Origin of the sequence: Microbacterium sp. AZCO, from assembly GCF_039614715.1 — a bacterium.
In the GTDB taxonomy this organism is placed as follows: domain Bacteria; phylum Actinomycetota; class Actinomycetes; order Actinomycetales; family Microbacteriaceae; genus Microbacterium.
The window spans coordinates 1771001-1788371 of sequence record NZ_CP154857.1 but is presented as its reverse complement, the minus strand read 5'-3'; the positions used below and the strand labels follow the sequence as shown (position 1 = coordinate 1788371).

At 72.1% G+C, this 17371-nt stretch carries 7 protein-coding genes; 6 read left to right on the top strand and 1 reads right to left on the bottom strand.

The features are described from left to right. Positions 1-148: 148 nt before the first annotated feature. The 4 genes from AAIB33_RS08355 to AAIB33_RS08340 all read left to right on the top strand — a co-directional run bounded on the left by AAIB33_RS08355 (position 149) and on the right by AAIB33_RS08340 (position 10870). Entirely contained in the window at positions 149-3433 is a 3285-nt protein-coding gene (locus tag AAIB33_RS08355) for an ATP-dependent DNA helicase (RefSeq protein ID WP_345803078.1), read from the top strand. A gap of 2 nt (positions 3434-3435) precedes the next feature. Beyond that, complete coding sequence (locus tag AAIB33_RS08350) at positions 3436-6939, top strand: ATP-dependent DNA helicase (RefSeq protein WP_345803404.1); 3504 nt, start codon at positions 3436-3438, stop codon at positions 6937-6939. Positions 6940-8186: 1247 nt separating this feature from the next. Next, entirely contained in the window at positions 8187-9113 is a 927-nt protein-coding gene (nudC, locus tag AAIB33_RS08345; RefSeq protein WP_345803077.1) for an NAD(+) diphosphatase, read from the top strand. Continuing rightward, positions 9110-10870, top strand: coding sequence for an ATP-dependent helicase (locus tag AAIB33_RS08340; protein ID WP_345803076.1), 1761 nt, complete (start codon positions 9110-9112; stop codon positions 10868-10870). Before nudC ends, AAIB33_RS08340 begins: the two co-directional genes overlap by 4 nt. 750 nt (positions 10871-11620) lie before the next feature. On the opposite strand, the gene AAIB33_RS08335 is transcribed toward AAIB33_RS08340, so the two are convergent. Next, positions 11621-13090 (bottom strand): zinc-dependent metalloprotease, encoded by a 1470-nt coding sequence (locus AAIB33_RS08335; RefSeq protein ID WP_345803075.1) that lies wholly within the window; start codon positions 13088-13090, stop codon positions 11621-11623. Between the two features lie 137 nt (positions 13091-13227). Here AAIB33_RS08335 and AAIB33_RS08330 point away from each other — a divergent pair, with 137 nt between their 5' ends. Together AAIB33_RS08330 and AAIB33_RS08325 are read left to right on the top strand one after the other, a co-directional pair. Continuing rightward, positions 13228-14352, top strand: coding sequence for a PDZ domain-containing protein (locus AAIB33_RS08330; RefSeq protein WP_345803074.1), 1125 nt, complete (start codon positions 13228-13230; stop codon positions 14350-14352). Positions 14353-14437: 85 nt separating this feature from the next. Next, complete coding sequence (locus AAIB33_RS08325; protein ID WP_345803073.1) at positions 14438-17341, top strand: UPF0182 family protein; 2904 nt, start codon at positions 14438-14440, stop codon at positions 17339-17341. Positions 17342-17371 lie beyond the last annotated feature (30 nt).

The window sequence follows — 17371 nt, the reverse complement described above, 5'->3', positions numbered from 1 at the left end:
GCGCAGGCCCGGACTCGCCGTTGCATGGCAACTCTACGACACCTGCTCGGGGCCTCCGGCCGCCGTGGCGCACGCTCTGGGCGAACGTCCGAGCGGCACGCTGACGGCGCAGCAGGCGATGTCGGAGGCGGGCGCTACCGTCGATGATGTGACGCCCGCACCCGACCTCGACTCCGCCCAGCGAGCCGTCGTCGAGCTGCCCGCAGATGCGTCCGGCACCGTCGTCGGAGCGCCCGGGACGGGCAAGACGACCGCCCTCGCGGCGCGCGTCGAGCGGCTTCTCGGGGAGGGGCTGCTCGCCCCCGACGAGCTGCTCGTGCTGACGCCCACCCGGCAGACGGCGACGGCGCTGCGCGACCGTCTCGGCGCCGGCCTCGATCTCGCGACGCCGGGGCCGCTCGCCCGCTCGGTCGCGTCCTTCGCATTCCAGGTCGTGCGTGCGACGGCGGTCGCGGCGAATGCGGCGCCCCCGCAGCTTCTGACCGCCGGCGACCAGGACCGCATCGTCGCCGAGCTCCTGGCCGGAGACGACGAGGATGCCGCGGCCGGCCGCGACCGATGGCCGGAGGGTCTCGGCTCCGCGCTGCGCGGCTCGCGGCAGTTCCGGGCGGAGTTGCGCGCCCTCGCCGCCGAGTGCAGCGAGCGGGCGATCTCGCCCTCCGAGCTCGCGGCGGTGGGGGAGGCCTACGGCCGCCCGGCGTGGGTCGCGACCGCTTCGTTCCTCCGCGAGTACCGCGACGTCCTCGGCTCCATGCGCTCCGCCCACCGAGACCCCGCCGAGCTCGTGCGCGAGGCCGCCGCGCTGCTCGAGGGTGCCCCGTTCGGCGATGAGGGCGAGCGTGTGCTCGGTGCCGCGGCGCGACTGCGGGTCGTGCTGGTCGACGACGCTCAGGAGCTCACCCCGGGAGGTGTCAGCCTCGTCCGGGCATTCCGCGCCCGCGGCGTCGCCGTCATCGCGCTCGGCGATCCCGACATCGGGTCGGGCGCCTTCCGCGGGGCGAGCGCCGACCTCTTCGCCGAACTCGCTGCGCAGCTGGGCGAGCTGTGGGTGCTCGACGAGCCGCACCGGGCCGGATCGGCACTGACTCGTCTCACGCGGGGCATCACCGAGGCGATCGGCGTGTCGGGCACCGTCGCCCATCGGCGGCCGCCCGGGCCGGCGGAAGCCGAGCGCGACGGGTCCGTCGTCTGCCTTCTCGCGCCCTCGCCCTTCGAGGAGGTCGACCGCATCGCCCGGCTGCTGCGCGAGTGGCACGTGCTCGAGGGGATTCCGTGGAACCGCCTGGCCGTCATCGCGCACGACACGAGGCAGGTCGCCGACCTGGAGGTCGAGCTCGCGGCGCGCGAAGTCCCGACGCGAGCGGCCGCACTTCCTCGGCCGCTCGGCGGCGAGGGAGTCGTGCGCGAGCTGGTGGAGTTCGTCGCGCTCGGCATGACGCCGGCGTCCGAGCGCTCGTACGAGCAGCTCACGGCCGCCCTCCTGTCGCCCTTCGGGGGCCTGGATGCCGTGAGCCTCCGGAGGCTCCGCGCTCGCCTCCGACACGCCGCGCTGCGGCAGGCGGGGGAGCCCGGCTCACCGCCGGCGCCGGCTGCGCGCGAGCTGCTGTCCGAGGCGATGGAGCACCCCGCCGCCCTCGTGCTGCTCGACTCGCCCGAGGCGCGCGCGGCAGAACGCGTGGCAGAGACGCTTCTGCTCCTGCGGGAGGAGTCCGAGCGCGGGGCGAACGTGCACGCTCTGCTGTGGCTCGTGTGGGATCGGGCGCGCGACATCTCGGGACGCTCGCTCGCCGGGGTGTGGAGCGAGGTGGCCGCCACGCCGGGCGTCTTCTCCGCCGAGGCCAATCGCGCGCTCGACGCGCTCGTCGCGCTGTTCGACGCCGCGAAACGGTTCGTCGAGCGTGCGCCACGCGAGAATCCGGCCGTCTTCCTCCGTCGCATCCTCGACAGCGCGGTGCCGGAAGACATCCTGACGGCGCCCGATCACGCCGACACCGTCGCCGTCCTCACACCCGCGTCGGCCCTGGGCGCCGAGTTCGACGGCGTGGTCATCGCCGGCCTGCAGGACGGCGTGTGGCCCAATCTGCGGCCCCGCGGCGGCACGCTCGGGGCATGGCGCCTCGCCGACGATGTCGCCGCGTTCCGCGCCGGGCAGAGCGAGCCGCAGGCGCCCGCCGCGCTCGACCGGCGCCGCGAGGCGCTCCACGACGAGCTGCGGCTGTTCGTGCGTGCCGTCTCCCGTGCGCGCGTTCGCCTCGCCGTCACGGCGGTCGACGACGACGATCTCGGGCCGAGTCCGCTGTTCTCGTTCCTCCCCGAGCCCGACACCGACGCCTTCGAGCGGGCTGAGGCGCAGCATCCCCTGACCCTTCGCGGGCTCGTGGCGCAGCACCGCCGCACCCTCACCACATCGGCATCGCCGGGCGTTCGCGCGCACGCGGCCGAGCAGCTCGTCGTGCTCGCACGCGAGGGGGTCGCGGGTGCGGCGACCGCACAGTGGTTCGGCGTCGCGCCGCCGACCTCGGAGGGGCCGCTGCGCGACGCTCTCCGGGCGCCGGTGCCCGTGTCGCCCTCGAAGCTCAAGACGTTCGGCGACTGCGGGCTCGATTGGGCCATCCGGGCGCTCGGCGGCGACACGCAGAGCTGGTCGGCGGGGGCCGGCACGATCCTTCATGCCGCCATGGAGGAGGTGCCGTCGGGCGACCTCGACGACATCCGGGCGATCGTCGACGATCGCTGGGGTGAGCTCGAGTTCGAGGCCGAGTGGCTCTCCCGGAAGGAGCGGGCGTGGGCCGAGCTCCTCGCCGTGCGCCTGCATCGATACCTGCACACGTTCCACACCCACGGCGGCCGGACGATCGGCGCCGAAGCGCGATTCCGTCTCGCGGTGGGGATGGATGCCGCGCCCGGCGAGATCCCGCCGGTGCATGTCGTCGAGCCCGGCGACGAGCCGCGCGAAGGGAGGTGGGCCGTGCTGAGCGGATCGATCGACCGTGTGGAGGTCTACCCGCCGGGGCGGGGTGAAGGAGTGCCGCACGACCAGACGCGGCCCGAGGACGAGAGGGTAATGATCGTCGATCTCAAGACGGGCCGCTCCGAGACGCGGTTCAGCGACGACAAAGTCGGCGACGATCCCCAGCTCGCGGCGTATCAGCTCGCATTCCTCGAGGGTCTCGTTCCCGGTGCCGACGATGCGGCGAACGCCGGAGCGCGGCTCATCGTGCTGTCCAAGACCACCCAGAAGGAGCCGGATTACCGGCTCGCGCGGCAGGCGCCGATGGATGCCGAGGCCCGCTCGGCCTTCCTCGACGTCATCGCGACCGCTGCGAGGGCGATGGCGGCCGATCACTTCGACGCGCCGATCGATGCCCACTGCGCGACCTCGCGCTTCGGCGTCTGCGCGCTGCACACCGTGAAGGCGGTGTCCGCCTCGTGACGATGACGCTTCCCGTCTCCGAGCTCACTGAGCCGGCGTGGCCCGGCCGGCTCTCGATCTCGGCGTCCACCGTCGCGCTGGCGCTCGGCCTGCCGCAGCCGACACCCGAGCAGCGTGCCGTCATCGAGGCGCCCGCCGCTCCCGCGATCGTGATCGCGGGAGCCGGCAGCGGCAAGACCGAGACGATGTCGGGGCGCGTCGTGTGGCTCGTCGCGAACGGGCACGTCCGCGCCGAGCAGGTGCTCGGACTCACCTTCACGCGGAAGGCGGCGGGTGAGCTGTCGGAGCGCATCCAGCGCCGCCTCACCACGATCGGGGAGTACGAGCGCCGCGGCCTGCTTCCCCACCTCGAGGAGCTGGCCGAGCGGGGCGACCTGGCCGCCTTCTGGCGCGACCATGCCGGGCTGCCGGCGCGTGAGCGGCAGGACGCCTTCGCGCTCTTCCTCGACGCGCTCGCGATCGAGTTCGGAACGGGCGGCGAGAGACCGGGCGCGACAGCCGACGCGCTGCTGCAGCGCGCACGGGTGGCGACCTACAATTCGTTCGCCGATGCGATCGTGCGCGATCACGGCGCGCGCATCGGACGCGACCCGGAGTCGGCGCTTCTCAGCCAGTCGGGATCGTGGCTGCTCGCACGGCGGGTCGTGATCGCGTCGCAGGACGCGCGCCTCTCCGAGCGCGAAGAGGCCTTCTCGACGGTCGTGGACGCCGTGCACCGTCTGGCAGGGGAGGTTCTCGACAACCGGGTCGACCTCGCCGAGCTCGCGGCTTTCGGCGATCGCTGGGCCGATCGCCTCGAAGACATCTCCTGCCGGCTGAAGAAGCACCAGGACCTCGTCGACGGCGCCCGAAAGAGCCTCAGCGGCCTGCCCGTCCTCGCCGGACTGGTCGCCGACTACGCCGAGCGCAAGCACGCCGACGACACCCTGGACTTCGCCGACCAGGTCGCGGGCGCGCTGCAGATCGTCGAGGCCGCTCCGGACGTCGCCGACGAGCTCCGCGACCAGTACCGCGTCGTGCTGCTCGACGAGTACCAGGACACGTCGGTCATCCAGACGCAGCTTCTGGCCGCGATCTTCCACGACACCCCCGTCATGGCGGTGGGAGACCCGCAGCAGTCGATCTACGGCTGGCGAGGCGCCTCGGCCGACAATCTGGCAGCCTTCCCTCGCGCGTTCGCGCGATCGACGCCGGTCGCGCGACACACGCTCATGATCAGCTGGCGGAACGACCTCGGCGTCCTCACCGCCGCGAATGCGCTCTTGGCCGGAACGGCGCCCGGCACGGTGGACGTCGAGCCGCTGGCCCCGCGCCCCGGCGCGGGCGAGGGTCGCGTCGAGCACCGCTACGCCTCCAGCGTCGACGAGGAGGCGCGCGAGGTCGCCCAGTGGTTCGCGCGCGTTCAGGCCGAGCATGCGGCGCGGACCGACAGCCCTCACTCCGGCGCCGTCCTGTTCCGCACGAAGCGCCACATGCAGCTCTTCTCCGAGGCGCTCGACCGCGCGGGCGTGCCGAACCGCATCCTGGGCCTCGGCGGGCTCCTCTCGGCGCCCGAGGTCGTCGACGTCATCTCGGCGCTGCGCGTCGTGCACGACCCGATGCAGGGGTCCGCCCTTCTGCGCATCCTGACCGGGCCCCGGTTCGCGCTCGGGGTGCCGGACCTCGCGGCCCTCCACGCCCTCGCCGAGACGCTGGCGCGCCGTGACGCGAGCCTCACCCCGTTCGACGCCGAGCTCGTGCAGCGCATCCGAGGCTCGGCCGGCACCGACGAGCAGGTCTCGATCATCGACGCGCTCGAGTTCGTCCGCCGCGCGCCCGACGACTACCGGCTGACGGCCGACATCTCGCCGGCGGGTCGTGCGCGCCTCCGCGAGGCCGGCGAGCTCTTCGAGCGTCTGCGCCGCGCGGTCGGTCAGCCCATCCCCGACCTCATCCGCATGATCGAGCTCGAGCTGCGCCTCGACATCGAGCTCGCCGCGAACGAGGCCCGCGGCCCTGCGCGTCTCGCGTCCTCCCGCCTGCGCTCCTTCCTCGACGAGGTGCGTTCGTTCCTCCTGGCCGACGATCGGGGTTCTGTCGCGAGCCTGCTCGCGTGGCTCGATCACGCCGAGGAGACCGACGAGCTGATGCCGCGCCCCGAGCCTCCCGAGCCGGGCGTCGTGCAGCTTCTCACGATCCACGGGTCGAAGGGCCTGGAATGGGATGCCGTCGCCGTCGTGCGCCTCGTCGAGAGCGAGCTTCCGAAGGCGCCGCGCACGGTGTCGGGCTGGCTCGCCTTCGGCGTCCTCCCGTACGCGCTGCGCGGAGATCGCGACGCCCTGCCGCAGCTCGCCTGGGACCTGCCCGACGACACCGGCGATCTGGCACCGGCCATCGAGGCGTTCCGCGAAGCCGACCGCGCACACCAGGAGCGCGAAGAGCGCCGGCTGGCCTACGTCGCCGTCACCCGCGCACGGTCAGACCTGCTTCTGACGGGCTCTCACTGGGCGGGCCAGCAGTCGGCCCGCAAGCCCAGCCGCTACCTCGTCGAGATGCTCGATGCGCTCGGCGCGGACGAGATCGACGCGAGCGATCCCGGCGACAATCCGTACCTCGAGCAGGGCGGCCGCATCTTGAGCTGGCCCCTCGATCCGCTCGGCGACCGTCGCGCGATCGTCGAACGCGCGGCCGCCGAGGTCGAGGCCGCGAGCGCGCGTGCGCCCGAGGCGGACGAGATCCTCCGGCCCCTCCTCGCCGAAGCCGAGCGACGACGCCGCGGGAACGTCGCGGAGGCGCCCGCGCGCATCGGCGCCTCCCGGTTCAAGGACTTCGTCGGAGACTACGGGGCGACGGTCAAGGCGATCGCGCGGCCGCTGCCCGAGCGGCCGTATGGCGAGACGCTCCGGGGCACGCTCTTCCACGCGTGGGTCGAGCAGCGGTCCGGGCTCGCCGGACGTGTCGCCTCGCTCGACGACGGTCTCTGGGAGATCGACGACGATGCGCCCGAGACCGAAGTGTCCGTCGAGGAGGAGCAGGCGCTGGAGCGGCTCAAAGCGACCTTCGAGGCATCGGAGTGGGGCCCGCTCCAGCCGATCGAGGTGGAGTCCGAGATCGACATCACTCTCGAGGGCGCGGAGCAGCTGGGCCACGTCATCTGCAAGCTCGACGCCGTCTACCGGCGCGCGGATCGCGGCGGACGCATCGAGATCGTCGACTGGAAGACGGGCCGCCCGCCCTCGTCAGCGGCCGAGCGGGAGGAGCGGATGCTGCAGCTCGCGCTGTATCGCATCGCGTACCACAAGCGGCACGGCGTGCCCCTCGATCAGATCGACGTAGCGCTGTACTACGTCGGTCACGACCGGGTGATCCGGTCGGACCGGGTCTACTCCGAGGACGAGCTGGTCCAGCGCTGGAACGCGGCGCGCGACGCGCGCTCGGCCTCGCGCTCCTCATCGACCTCGGGGGCGGCCGGAAGGCTGCCGGTCGACGACAGGAGCTCGATCGGGGCGGTCGACACGTCCTCGTAGGCCAGGACCGCCGGTTCGGGCTCGGGTGCGAGCTCTACTCGTGTCGTGGCGCCGGCGGCATCCGGCTCCGAGTCGTCCTGGACCCACAGCGAGAGCTCCTCCGGGTCGTAGGCGTCGGTCTGCATCGACGTGTCGACGGGCGCGCTCGACTTCTCGGGCACGCGGCCGAGCAGTGCGATCGCGTCCTCGACATCGAGGTCGCCGTCGGGGACGAGCTCGTCGTGCCGCACGCCCTCGGCGAGCGAGGAGAGCAGGGCGACGGCATCGTCGACGATCTCGTCGCGGTCGTTCTCCACGCCGTGCACGAGCCACTTCGCGAACTCGAGCTCCGCATACAGACGCGACCGTTCGCGCACGAGCGCGTCGGGGGCGCGCGAGCTGCGGGCGGCATAGGCGGTGAAGACGTCGTCCGCCGCGGCGGGAGCAGAGGCGAGCCACTGGAGGTCCGTCGCCGGGTCGCCGACCTGCAGGCCGTGCCACTCGAGCAGGCCCGTCACACGGGGCGCGCCGTCGACGTCTTCGAAGAGGAAGGACGCCGCGCCGGCTCCGCCGAGCACGACTGCCGACTCGAAGCGCCACAGCGCCGTCGCGTCGAGGGCCCGCTGCCAGCGTGCGAGGAGAGCCTTCGGGGCCTTGCGCGTCGCCCGCACACGATCGAGCAGCCGGCTCGCGTCGTCACGGATCTGGTGCGGAGTGCGGACGGGAAGTCCCTCGGTGCGGACGATCGACAGCGGAAGCGCGTGGAGGGCGGCCAGCGCGTCGCCGACGGAGGTCGCGGCTCCGCGACCGGGCGGCAGGTGCGCGGCATCCACTCGATACCCGGGGAGGAAGTCGACGACGACGACTCGTGCGTCGCCGAGGCCCGTCTCACCGAGGAGCTCCGGCGCGCGGAAGGGCAGAAGTCCCCGCACGCCGGGTGTGAGGGCTCGGAGCGCGCGCACTTCGGCGGCGAGCTCGGAGGCGGCGTCGGTGTCGGCGGGAGCCCGCACGACGACCCTCCGCCCGTCGTCCAGATCGGCCACGGCGGAGTCGAAACGACCCGCCGCACCCTCGGTCAGCGCCCCCGCCCCGACGACGCCGACCCGGGGCAGAGCCGACGTGACGGACGCGGCTAGAGTGAGGGGAGAGCGTGCCATGAGCCCAGGGTAGGTCGGCGGTCGTCGCCCGCCCTCGCGCCACGCCCTGGCAGGCAGACCCCGCCGGTCGCCCGCCGATCCGCCGCCCGACCACCACGAGAGAGGTGCTGGATGACGACGCCCGAGGGGTTCCGCTCCGGGTTGGCCGGCCCTGGCATCGACCGTGCCGCGGACGAGCGCTCGATCGAGGGTCTCGTCGAGGGTCTCCGGGCGGATGCCTCCACCCGCGTGCTCGTCATCCACGGCGACGCCGCACCCCTCGCCGCGACGGCGGAGTCGGGGCATTCCGCCCTGCACTTCGCGGCGCCCTCCGACGTTCCCGACGACGCCGTGTGGGCCTTCCTCGGGCGGGATGCGTCGGGTCGCCCCGTCCTCGTCGCGGCGCTGTCGCAGGACGCGGAGCAGCCCTTCGCGGCTCCCGGCGGCTGGGCCGGGCTGCGGGTCATCGGCGGAGAACTCGGCACGGCCCATGCCGGTGCGTTCGTCGAGGCGCTCAGCCTGGGCCGCTGGCTCGTCGATTCGCCGTTCTGCCCCGCGTGCGGATCGCTCACGGAGCTCAGGAACGCGGGCTGGTCGCGGCGCTGTCCGGTGTGCGGCCGCGAGCACTTCCCGCGCACCGACCCGGCGGTCATCGTCGCCATCACGAGCGACCGCGACCCCGACCGGCTGTTGCTCGGCTCTAACGCCCTGTGGGGCGCCAACCGCTATTCGTGCTTCGCGGGCTTCGCGGAGGCGGGAGAGTCGCTCGAGTCCACCGTCGTGCGCGAGGTGCGCGAGGAGTGCGGGGTCGAGGTGCACGACGTGAGGTACCGGGGATCGCAGGCGTGGCCGTACCCGCGCTCCCTCATGGTCGGCTTCCTCGCGGCGGCCATCGACGACGAGGCGGCGGAGGCCGACGGCGACGAGATCGCGGCGGTCCGCTGGTTCACCCGCGACGAGATCGGAGCGGCCCTCGCCGGCCACGGCGACGTGCTCCTTCCCGGCCGCGCGTCGATCGCGCATCGCCTCATCGCGGACTGGCACGCGGGGGCCGCGTGAGCGACGGCGCGCTCGAAGGGCTCGACGAGCGTCAGCGCGAGGCCGCCACGACCCTTCGAGGTCCGGTCGTCGTGCTGGCCGGAGCGGGCACCGGCAAGACCCGCGTCATCACGCGCCGCATCGCGCACGGCGTCGACACGGGGGCGTACTCGCCCAGCCGCGTCATGGCCGTGACCTTCACCGCGAAGGCGGCGGGGGAGATGAGGGCGAGGCTCCGCGCGATGGGCGTGGAGGGAGTCGCCGCGCGCACCTTCCACGCGGCCGCACTCGCTCAGCTCAACTTCTTCTGGCCGCAGCTCGCGGGCGACCAGGCGCCGACCATCGTCGACAACAAGGTGCGCCTCCTCGCGCACGCCGCCGACGGGGTCGGCCTCTCACCCGACGTCGCGACGCTCCGCGATGTCGCGAGCGAGATCGAGTGGCGCAAGGTGACGCTGCGCAGCATCGAGGCCTACGCCGACGCGCGTCCGAAGGGCGTGGGCCGGCTCGGCGTGGACCAGGTCGTGGCTCTGCAGCGGTCGTACGAGAAGCTCAAGGACGAGCGGCGCCAGCTCGACTTCGAAGACGTTCTGCTCGCCTGCGCGGGGATGCTCGAGGCGGAGCCCCAGATCGTCCACGCCGTGCGGGAGCAGTACCGCCACTTCACCGTCGACGAGTTCCAGGACGTGTCTCCGCTGCAGCATCGACTGCTCGAGCTCTGGCTGGGCGATCGCCGCGACCTGTGCGTCGTCGGCGACGCGAGCCAGACGATCTACTCGTTCGCCGGCGCGGACGCCCGATTCCTCCTGGAGTTCGAGCACCGTCACGAAGGCGCCAAAGTCGTCCGGCTCGAGAAGAACCACCGGTCGGATGCCCCGATCCTCGACGTCGCGAATGCCCTCATGCGGGATCGTCCCGGCGCCCTCGTGCTCACGGCAGCGCGTCCCGCCGCCGTCGGAGCGGAGCCGACCGTGACCGGCTTCGACGACGACGTGGCCGAGGCGCGCGGCGTCGCGGCACGCATCCGGGCGTCCCTCGACGCCGGCGTCGATCCGCGCCGCGTGGCTGTGCTGTATCGCGCCCACGCCCAGTCGGTCGAGCTGCTCAAGGCGCTGGCCGACGTCGGCATCGCCGCGTCGGTGCTCGGCGGCCGGCGGTTCTGGGACATCCCCGAGGTCCGCCAGGGCGTCATGGCGCTCCGCGCGGCCGCGGTCGCGCCCATCGAGACGGGGTTCATCGACAGCGTGCGCGACGTGCTGCGCAACATCGGCCTGAGCGATGAGCCGCCGGAGGCCGGCGGTGCGCTGCGCGACGCGTGGGAGGCGCGGGCCGCCCTCCTGCGGCTCGCCGAGGAGGCACCGCCCGGGACGACCCTCCGCTCGTTCAGCGACGACCTCGTCGCGCGCGCCAAGGTCCAGGACGAACCCGCCCTCCGCACCGTCACGCTCGCGACGCTGCACGCGGCCAAGGGCCTCGAGTGGGACCACGTCCACCTCGTGGGGATGGCCGAAGGCCTGCTGCCGATCGGCTATGCGACGACCTTCGAGCAGGTCGACGAAGAGCGCCGGCTGGCCTACGTCGGGATCACGCGGGCCGCGCGAAGCCTCTCGCTGTCATGGTCGCCGGGACTTCGCGGGCGGGCGCCGTCGCGATTCCTGAAAGAGATCGGCAGCGGCACGCTGCGTGCGGGCGATGCGTCCGCGTCGTCGGCCCGGCCGCGGCGCGCAGCGTCACCGCGGACGTCGTCTGCCGCTCGGTCCGACGCGCCGCTTCGCTGAGCAGCCGCCCCGCGACGATACCGGCCTCCCACGCGGCGGCGAGCGACACGGAAGGCGCCCGCCGCCCGAGCAGCTGCGTCGCGAGCCGGGGCCAGGCCTCGTCGGCCTCCAGCCGTTCCGCGGCGACGCACGCGAGGCACGCGGTGACGCCCGGGCGGACGAACGGCCCGACCTCGACGGTCCCGCCGCCGAAGACGACGGGAAGGTGCGGCAGATCGCGTCCGAGCAGCACGGAAGCGCGCCGCGGCTCGACGACGTGTGCCGCGAGCATGACGACGGGCACGCGGGTGTCCGCGCCTCGCGCGCCCGCCACCTCGAAGCCGGCCGCCGCCAGCGCATCGACGACCCCCTGAGTCGTCTCGGGCGCGATGCCGTCTCCCGCCTGCACCACGACGCCGCGCGACGGCGGCGGCGCCTGCGGAGCGAGCGCGCGCGTCAGCCGCCGCACGAAGCCGGCGGCCTCGCCCTCGGGTGCGCCGAGGGCACTCGCGACGGCGTCCAGAGCGCCGGGCGGCACGCCGTGCTCGAGCTCATGGACGAGCCGCTCCTGCCAGGGCGCCGTCGTCTCGATCACGGCGACGGGATCGAGCCCGAACTGCACCGTCGTCTCGTCGCGCCAGAGCGGGGGATGAGCGGGGTCGAGTCGCAGCATCCCTCGATCATCGGCAGTGGACCGGCCTCCGGCATCCCTTTCCACAGCCCCTCCCGGTCAGCTCGCGACGCGAGCCGACCTGGGGAGGAGAGGATGCCTCAGACGGGGCGCTCGTCGCCGGGCGCGCCATCCTCGGGCGCGTCGTCCGACTCCGCCGTATCGGCGGAGGCCCCGGCATCGCCGGCCGCCGCGTCTCCGCCGCCGGCCGCCGCATCGCCAGACTGGGCCGCATCGCCGTCGCCCGTCGGGGCGTCCCCCCGCAGCAGCTGCTCGAGCGCATCGTCGAACGCATCGCGCGCGGGCTCCTCGCCGCGCGCGCGGGCCTCGAGACGTGCCACGAGCGCCGCCGGATCGTCGATGTCCTCCGAGGTCGGCATGAGGTCGGGGTAGTCCCACAGAGAATCGCGGGCCGCGACGCCGACGGCGTCGGTCACGGCGCGCCACATCGCGGCGGCCTCGCGCATGCGGCGCGGGCGCAGCTCGAGTCCGACGAGCGAGCCCAGGGCCTGCTCGGCAGGGCCGCCGACGGCGCGCCGACGGCGGACGGCCTCCGCGATCCGCTCGGCGGTCGGGAGCCGCGAGGTCGCCTCCGCCGTGACGACGTCGACCCAGCCCTCGATCGTCGCGAGGAGGTTCTCGAGCCGCGTCAGGGCGGCGGTCTGCGCTTCGGAGCGTGCGGGGAGCAGCGCTCCGCTCTCGAGCGCGGAGCGCAGCTCCTCGGGCTCGGAGGGGTCGAACCGCGACGCGAGGTCTTCGAGCGCCTCCGTGTCGACGTGGATGCCTCGGGCGAAGTCGGTCACCTGCGAGATGACGTGCAGCCGCAGCCACCGCGCGTGCCGGAACAGACGCGCGTGCGCGAGCTCGCGCGTCGCGATGTACAGGGCGAGCTGGTCGTCGGGGATCTCGAGGTCGCGACCGAAGTCGGCGAAGTTCTGCGGGAGGATCGCGGCCTCGCCGTCGGGCATGATCGGGATGCCGACATCCCCGCCCGAGACGACCTCGAGCGAGAGCCGGCCGACGACCTGCCCGAGCTGCGTCGCGAACAGCGATCCGCCGACGCTGCGCATGAGCCGTCCGGCGCCCTGCACGAGGTTCTGCATGTCGTCGGGGGCCTGCTCGCTCAGCGCCTTGGTGAGGGCGTCCGCGATGCTCGTCGCGACGGGCTCGGCGAGCTCCTGCCAGACGGGCAGCGTCGCCTCGACCCAGCCGCCGCGTGTGAGCGCGCGCGGGGGCTGCGCGAGCTCCGAGATCGTGGTCGCCTCGCTGAGCCACAGGGTGGCGAGCGCGAAGGCCTGGTCGAGGTCGGTGCGCTGGCCCGACGTGACGCCGAGACCGTCCTGGTTGGCGATGTGCAGCGCCTGGCGCTGCGCGAGATCCCACGAGATCTCGCCGTCGCCCTCGAAGGCGCCCTGGAGGTGGCGCATCACGGTCTGCATCATCGCCGGGTCGATGCCGAGCCCGGTCAGCCGCGAGAGCTGCTCGGGGTCGATGCCGTCGGCTCCGCCTCCGAAGAGCTGTCTGATGAGCTCTTGGAACTCCTCTTCGGGACTGCGGTCGTCGTCTGCCACTTCAGCCGCCTTTCAGCCGGGTCATGACCTCGCGTTCTACGCTAGTCGCACGCACCCTCGCACCTCCCGGCCCGGACCTCTCATGCTGTACGCCGGTCGCGAACGACAGGCGAGACATCCGGCAAGAAAGGTCCTCCGTGGCGCTGTTCGACGAGAACGTCACCATCACGCCCGCCCCACGGCGCCGTATGAGCCGCGGCACGCTGGCGGGTGTCTGGGCGCTCGCGGTCGCGATGATCATCCTGCTGGTGCTCACGTTCCTGCCGACGGCCTACGTCATCCAGCGTCCCGGGCCGGTCTACAACACCCTCGGCACCGCCACCTCCTCCGACGGCGACGAGGTGCCGCTCATCTCGGTGAACGGCGCCGAGACCTACAAGACGGCCGGCACGCTCGATCTCCTCACGGTCCAGGTCGTCGGCAACCGCGAACGCACGCCGTCGTGGTTCGAGCTCGCGACCGCGTGGTTCGATCCGACCAAGGCCGTGCTGCCGATCGACGCCGTCTTCCCCGCGGGGCAGACGAGCGAGCAGCGCAACGAGGAGAGCTCGGCCATGATGGTCGACTCGCAGAAGGAGGCGACGGCCGCCGCCCTCACCCAGCTCGGCTACGACGTCCAGACGCGCATCACGGTGCATTCCCTCACGAAGGACTCGGCGGCCGAGGGCATCCTTCAGGAGGGCGACGTCATCGTCGAGGCGAACGGCACGGCGATCACGAGCGGCGATCAGCTGCGCGAGCTCGTGCAGGCATCCGGCGGCGAGCCCGTCGAGCTCGTCATCGAGCGCGGGGGAGCGCAGGAGACGGTGACAGTGCAGCCCAAGGAGACGACGGTGCAGGGCGACACCCTCTGGCTCCTCGGCATCACGCTCCTGAGCGACTTCGACTTCCCGATCGACGTGACGATTCAGCTGAACAACGTCGGCGGACCGTCGGCCGGCATGATGTTCGCGCTCGGGATCATCGACACCCTCACACCCGGAGAGCTCAACGGCGGGAAGGATGTCGCCGGCACGGGGACGATCTCCGCCGACGGCACGGTGGGGCCGATCGGCGGCATCCGTCAGAAGCTCTGGGGCGCGGTCGGTGCGGGCGCCGAGTGGTTCCTCGCTCCCAAGTCGAACTGCGACGAGGTCGTGGGCCATGTCCCGGACGGGCTGCGGGTCTTCGCCGTCGAGGATCTCGACGATTCGCTCAAGGTCCTCGATGCGATCAGCAGCGGAGGAGACCTCGACGCGCTGCCGACCTGCACCGCCGGCTGACACGCGCCGCAGTCTGGGGGAACTCCGGGAGTTCGCCGAGCGCGGACTCGGCGTTCGCCCAGAACCGCGCACCTAGGATGAGACGGTGACCACGACGTCTGCGCCGACTCCGGCCGCACCCTCCCGAACCCGTCGGATCATTGCGATCACCCTCGCGATCATCGCCGCCCTCGTCGTGGCGTTCTTCGTCTTCGCGAACCTGTACGCGGACTGGCTCTGGTACGACCAGCTCGGCTTCTCGTCGGTGCTCGTGCGCCAGTGGGTCGCGCGCATCGTGATGTTCGCGGTGGGCTTCCTCGGCATGGCCGTCCCCGTGTGGCTCGCGATCCAGCTGGCGTATCGTCTGCGCCCGGTCTACGCGCGCCTGAGCTCGCAGCTCGACCGCTACCAGGAGGTCGTCGAGCCGCTGCGTCGCCTCGCGATGTGGGGCATCCCGATCTTCTTCGGCTTCTTCGCGGGCTTCGCCGCCTCGGCGCAGTGGGAGACCACGTGGCTGTGGTTCAACGGCGTGCAGACGAAGCTGAAGGACCCGCAGTTCCACCTCGACACCGGCTTCTACCTGTTCGCGATGCCGTTCTACAGCACCCTCCTCGGGTTCGTGTCGGCGGTGCTGCTCATCTGCCTCCTGATGACGGCGGTCGTGTCGTACCTGTACGGCTCGGTGCGCATCGGGCAGCGCGAGCTCCGCATCTCGAAGGCGGCCCGCATCCAGCTCGCGGTCATCGCGGGGCTGTACCTGCTCGTGCAGGCGGCGAGCCTGTGGCTCGACCGGTACAAGACGCTCATCGAGCCCGGCGACCGCATCGTCGGTCCCGGCTACGTCGGCACCCACGCCATCATCCCCGGCCTCACGATCCTCTCGATCGTCGCCGTGATCGTCGCGGTGCTCTTCTTCGTGACGGCGATCATCGGCCGGTGGCGCTACCCGCTCATCGCGACGGCGCTCCTCATCGTCTCCGCCATCGTGCTGGGCGTCGGCTACCCCTGGGTGCTCAACACCTTCCAGGTGCGCCCCAACCAGCTCGCGCTGGAGGAGCAGTACTACCAGCGCAGCATCGACATGACGAAGCAGGCGTACGGCATCGACGGTCTCGAGAAGAGCGACTATGCCGCGACGACGGATGCCGAGCCCGGCCAGCTGCGCGCCGATGCGGCCACGACCGCCCAGATCCGCATCATGGACCCGGCCATCATCAGCCCCACGGTGCGCCAGCTCGAGCAGTACCGCTCGTACTACCAGTTCGCCGATCCGCTCGATGTCGACCGGTACAACATCGGGGGTGTCTCGCAGGACACCGTCGTGTCCGTGCGCGAGCTCGACGTGAGCCAGCTCGGCAACGCGGCGTCGTGGCAGAACACGACCCTCGTCTACACGCACGGCTACGGCCTCGTCGCGGCGAGGGGCAACGATCGCACGACGGACGGCAACCCCGTCTTCATCGAGCAGGGCATTCCGGTCGCCGGCGTGCTGACCGACCAGGAGAACTTCGAGCCCCGCGTCTACTTCGGTGAGGACTCGCCGACGTACTCCATCGTCGGTGCACCGGCGGGGACGGCACCCATCGAGCTCGACTACCCGGCGGGCGAGGACGGCGCGACCGAGACGAAGACGACGTTCGAGGGCAACGGCGGGCCGAGCGTCGGCAACGTCTTCAACCGCCTGATCTACGCCCTGAAGTTCCAGTCGGAGCAGATCCTCTTCTCCGACTACCTCAACCAGGACTCGCAGATCCTCTACGATCGCAGCCCGCTGGATCGTGTGCAGAAGGTCGCGCCCTACCTCGAGCTCGACAAGGACCCGTACCCGAGCATCGTCGACGGGCGGATCGTCTGGATCATCGACGGCTACACCACGAGCGACAGCTACCCGTACTCGACACTCGTGAGCCTGCAGCAGGCGATCGCGGATGCGAACAACGAGACGCCCCGCGTCGCGCTCGACAACATCAACTACATCCGCAACTCGGTCAAGGCGACCGTCGACGCGTACGACGGCCACGTCACGCTCTACGCCTGGGACGAGAGCGATCCGATCCTGCAGGCGTGGCAGAAGGTCTACCCCTCGACGCTCAAGCCGATCTCGCAGATGTCGGGCGACCTCATGAGCCACGTGCGGTACCCGACCGACCTGTTCAAGGCGCAGCGCGCCATGCTCGGCGTCTACCACGTCGATGACGCGCAGTCGTTCTACCAGCGCGACAACGCGTGGAAGACGCCGGACGACCCGCAGAGCCCCAACTTCCTGCAGCCGCCGTACTACCTGACGATGCAGATGCCGGGACAGACGGCGCCCACGTACTCGATGTTCACGAGCTTCATCCCCGCAGGCGACAACACCCGGAACGTCCTCATGGGCTATCTCGCGGTCGACTCGAACGCCGGTGACAAGGACGGCGTGAAAGCCTCCGACTACGGCAAGCTCAGGATGCTCGTCATCGACGCGTCCACGAGCGTCCCCGGCCCCGGTCAGGTGCAGAACACCTTCGACGCCGATCCGCAGGTGTCTGCGTTCATCAACATCCTGAGACAGGGCCAGTCGGACGTCCTGAACGGCAACCTCCTGACGCTCCCCGTCGGCGGCGGTCTGCTCTACGTGCAGCCGGTGTTCGTCCAGTCCTCGGGTGCGACCAAGCTTCCGACGCTGCAGAAGGTGCTCGTCTCGTTCGGCAACAAGGTCGCGTTCGAAGACACCCTGAACCAGGCGCTCGACCAGCTGTTCGGCGGCGATTCGGGAGCGGATGCCGGTGACGGCGGGGTGACCCCGACGACGCCCGCCACTCCCGAGGCGACGCCGACGCCGGAGGCCACGCCGACCCCCAACCCGTCGCCGAGCGTGCCCGCTGACGAGTACCAGGCGGCGCTGCAGCAGGCGCAGCAGGCCATGCTGGATCGCCAGGCGGCACTCGCCGCGGGCGACTGGGCCGCCTACGGCGAGGCCGACGCCCGTCTGACGGCCGCGGTGCAGAAGCTCATCGAGCTGGGCGGCTGAGTCCGCACGCTCCACAGGACTGAGGCCGGG

Coding starts and splice junctions, on each gene's coding strand:
- AAIB33_RS08350 (WP_345803404.1), top strand. CDS start 3,436: ATGACGCTTCCCGTCTCCGAGCTCACTGAGCCGGCGTGGCCCGGCCGG.
- nudC (WP_345803077.1), top strand. CDS start 8,187: ATGACGACGCCCGAGGGGTTCCGCTCCGGGTTGGCCGGCCCTGGCATC.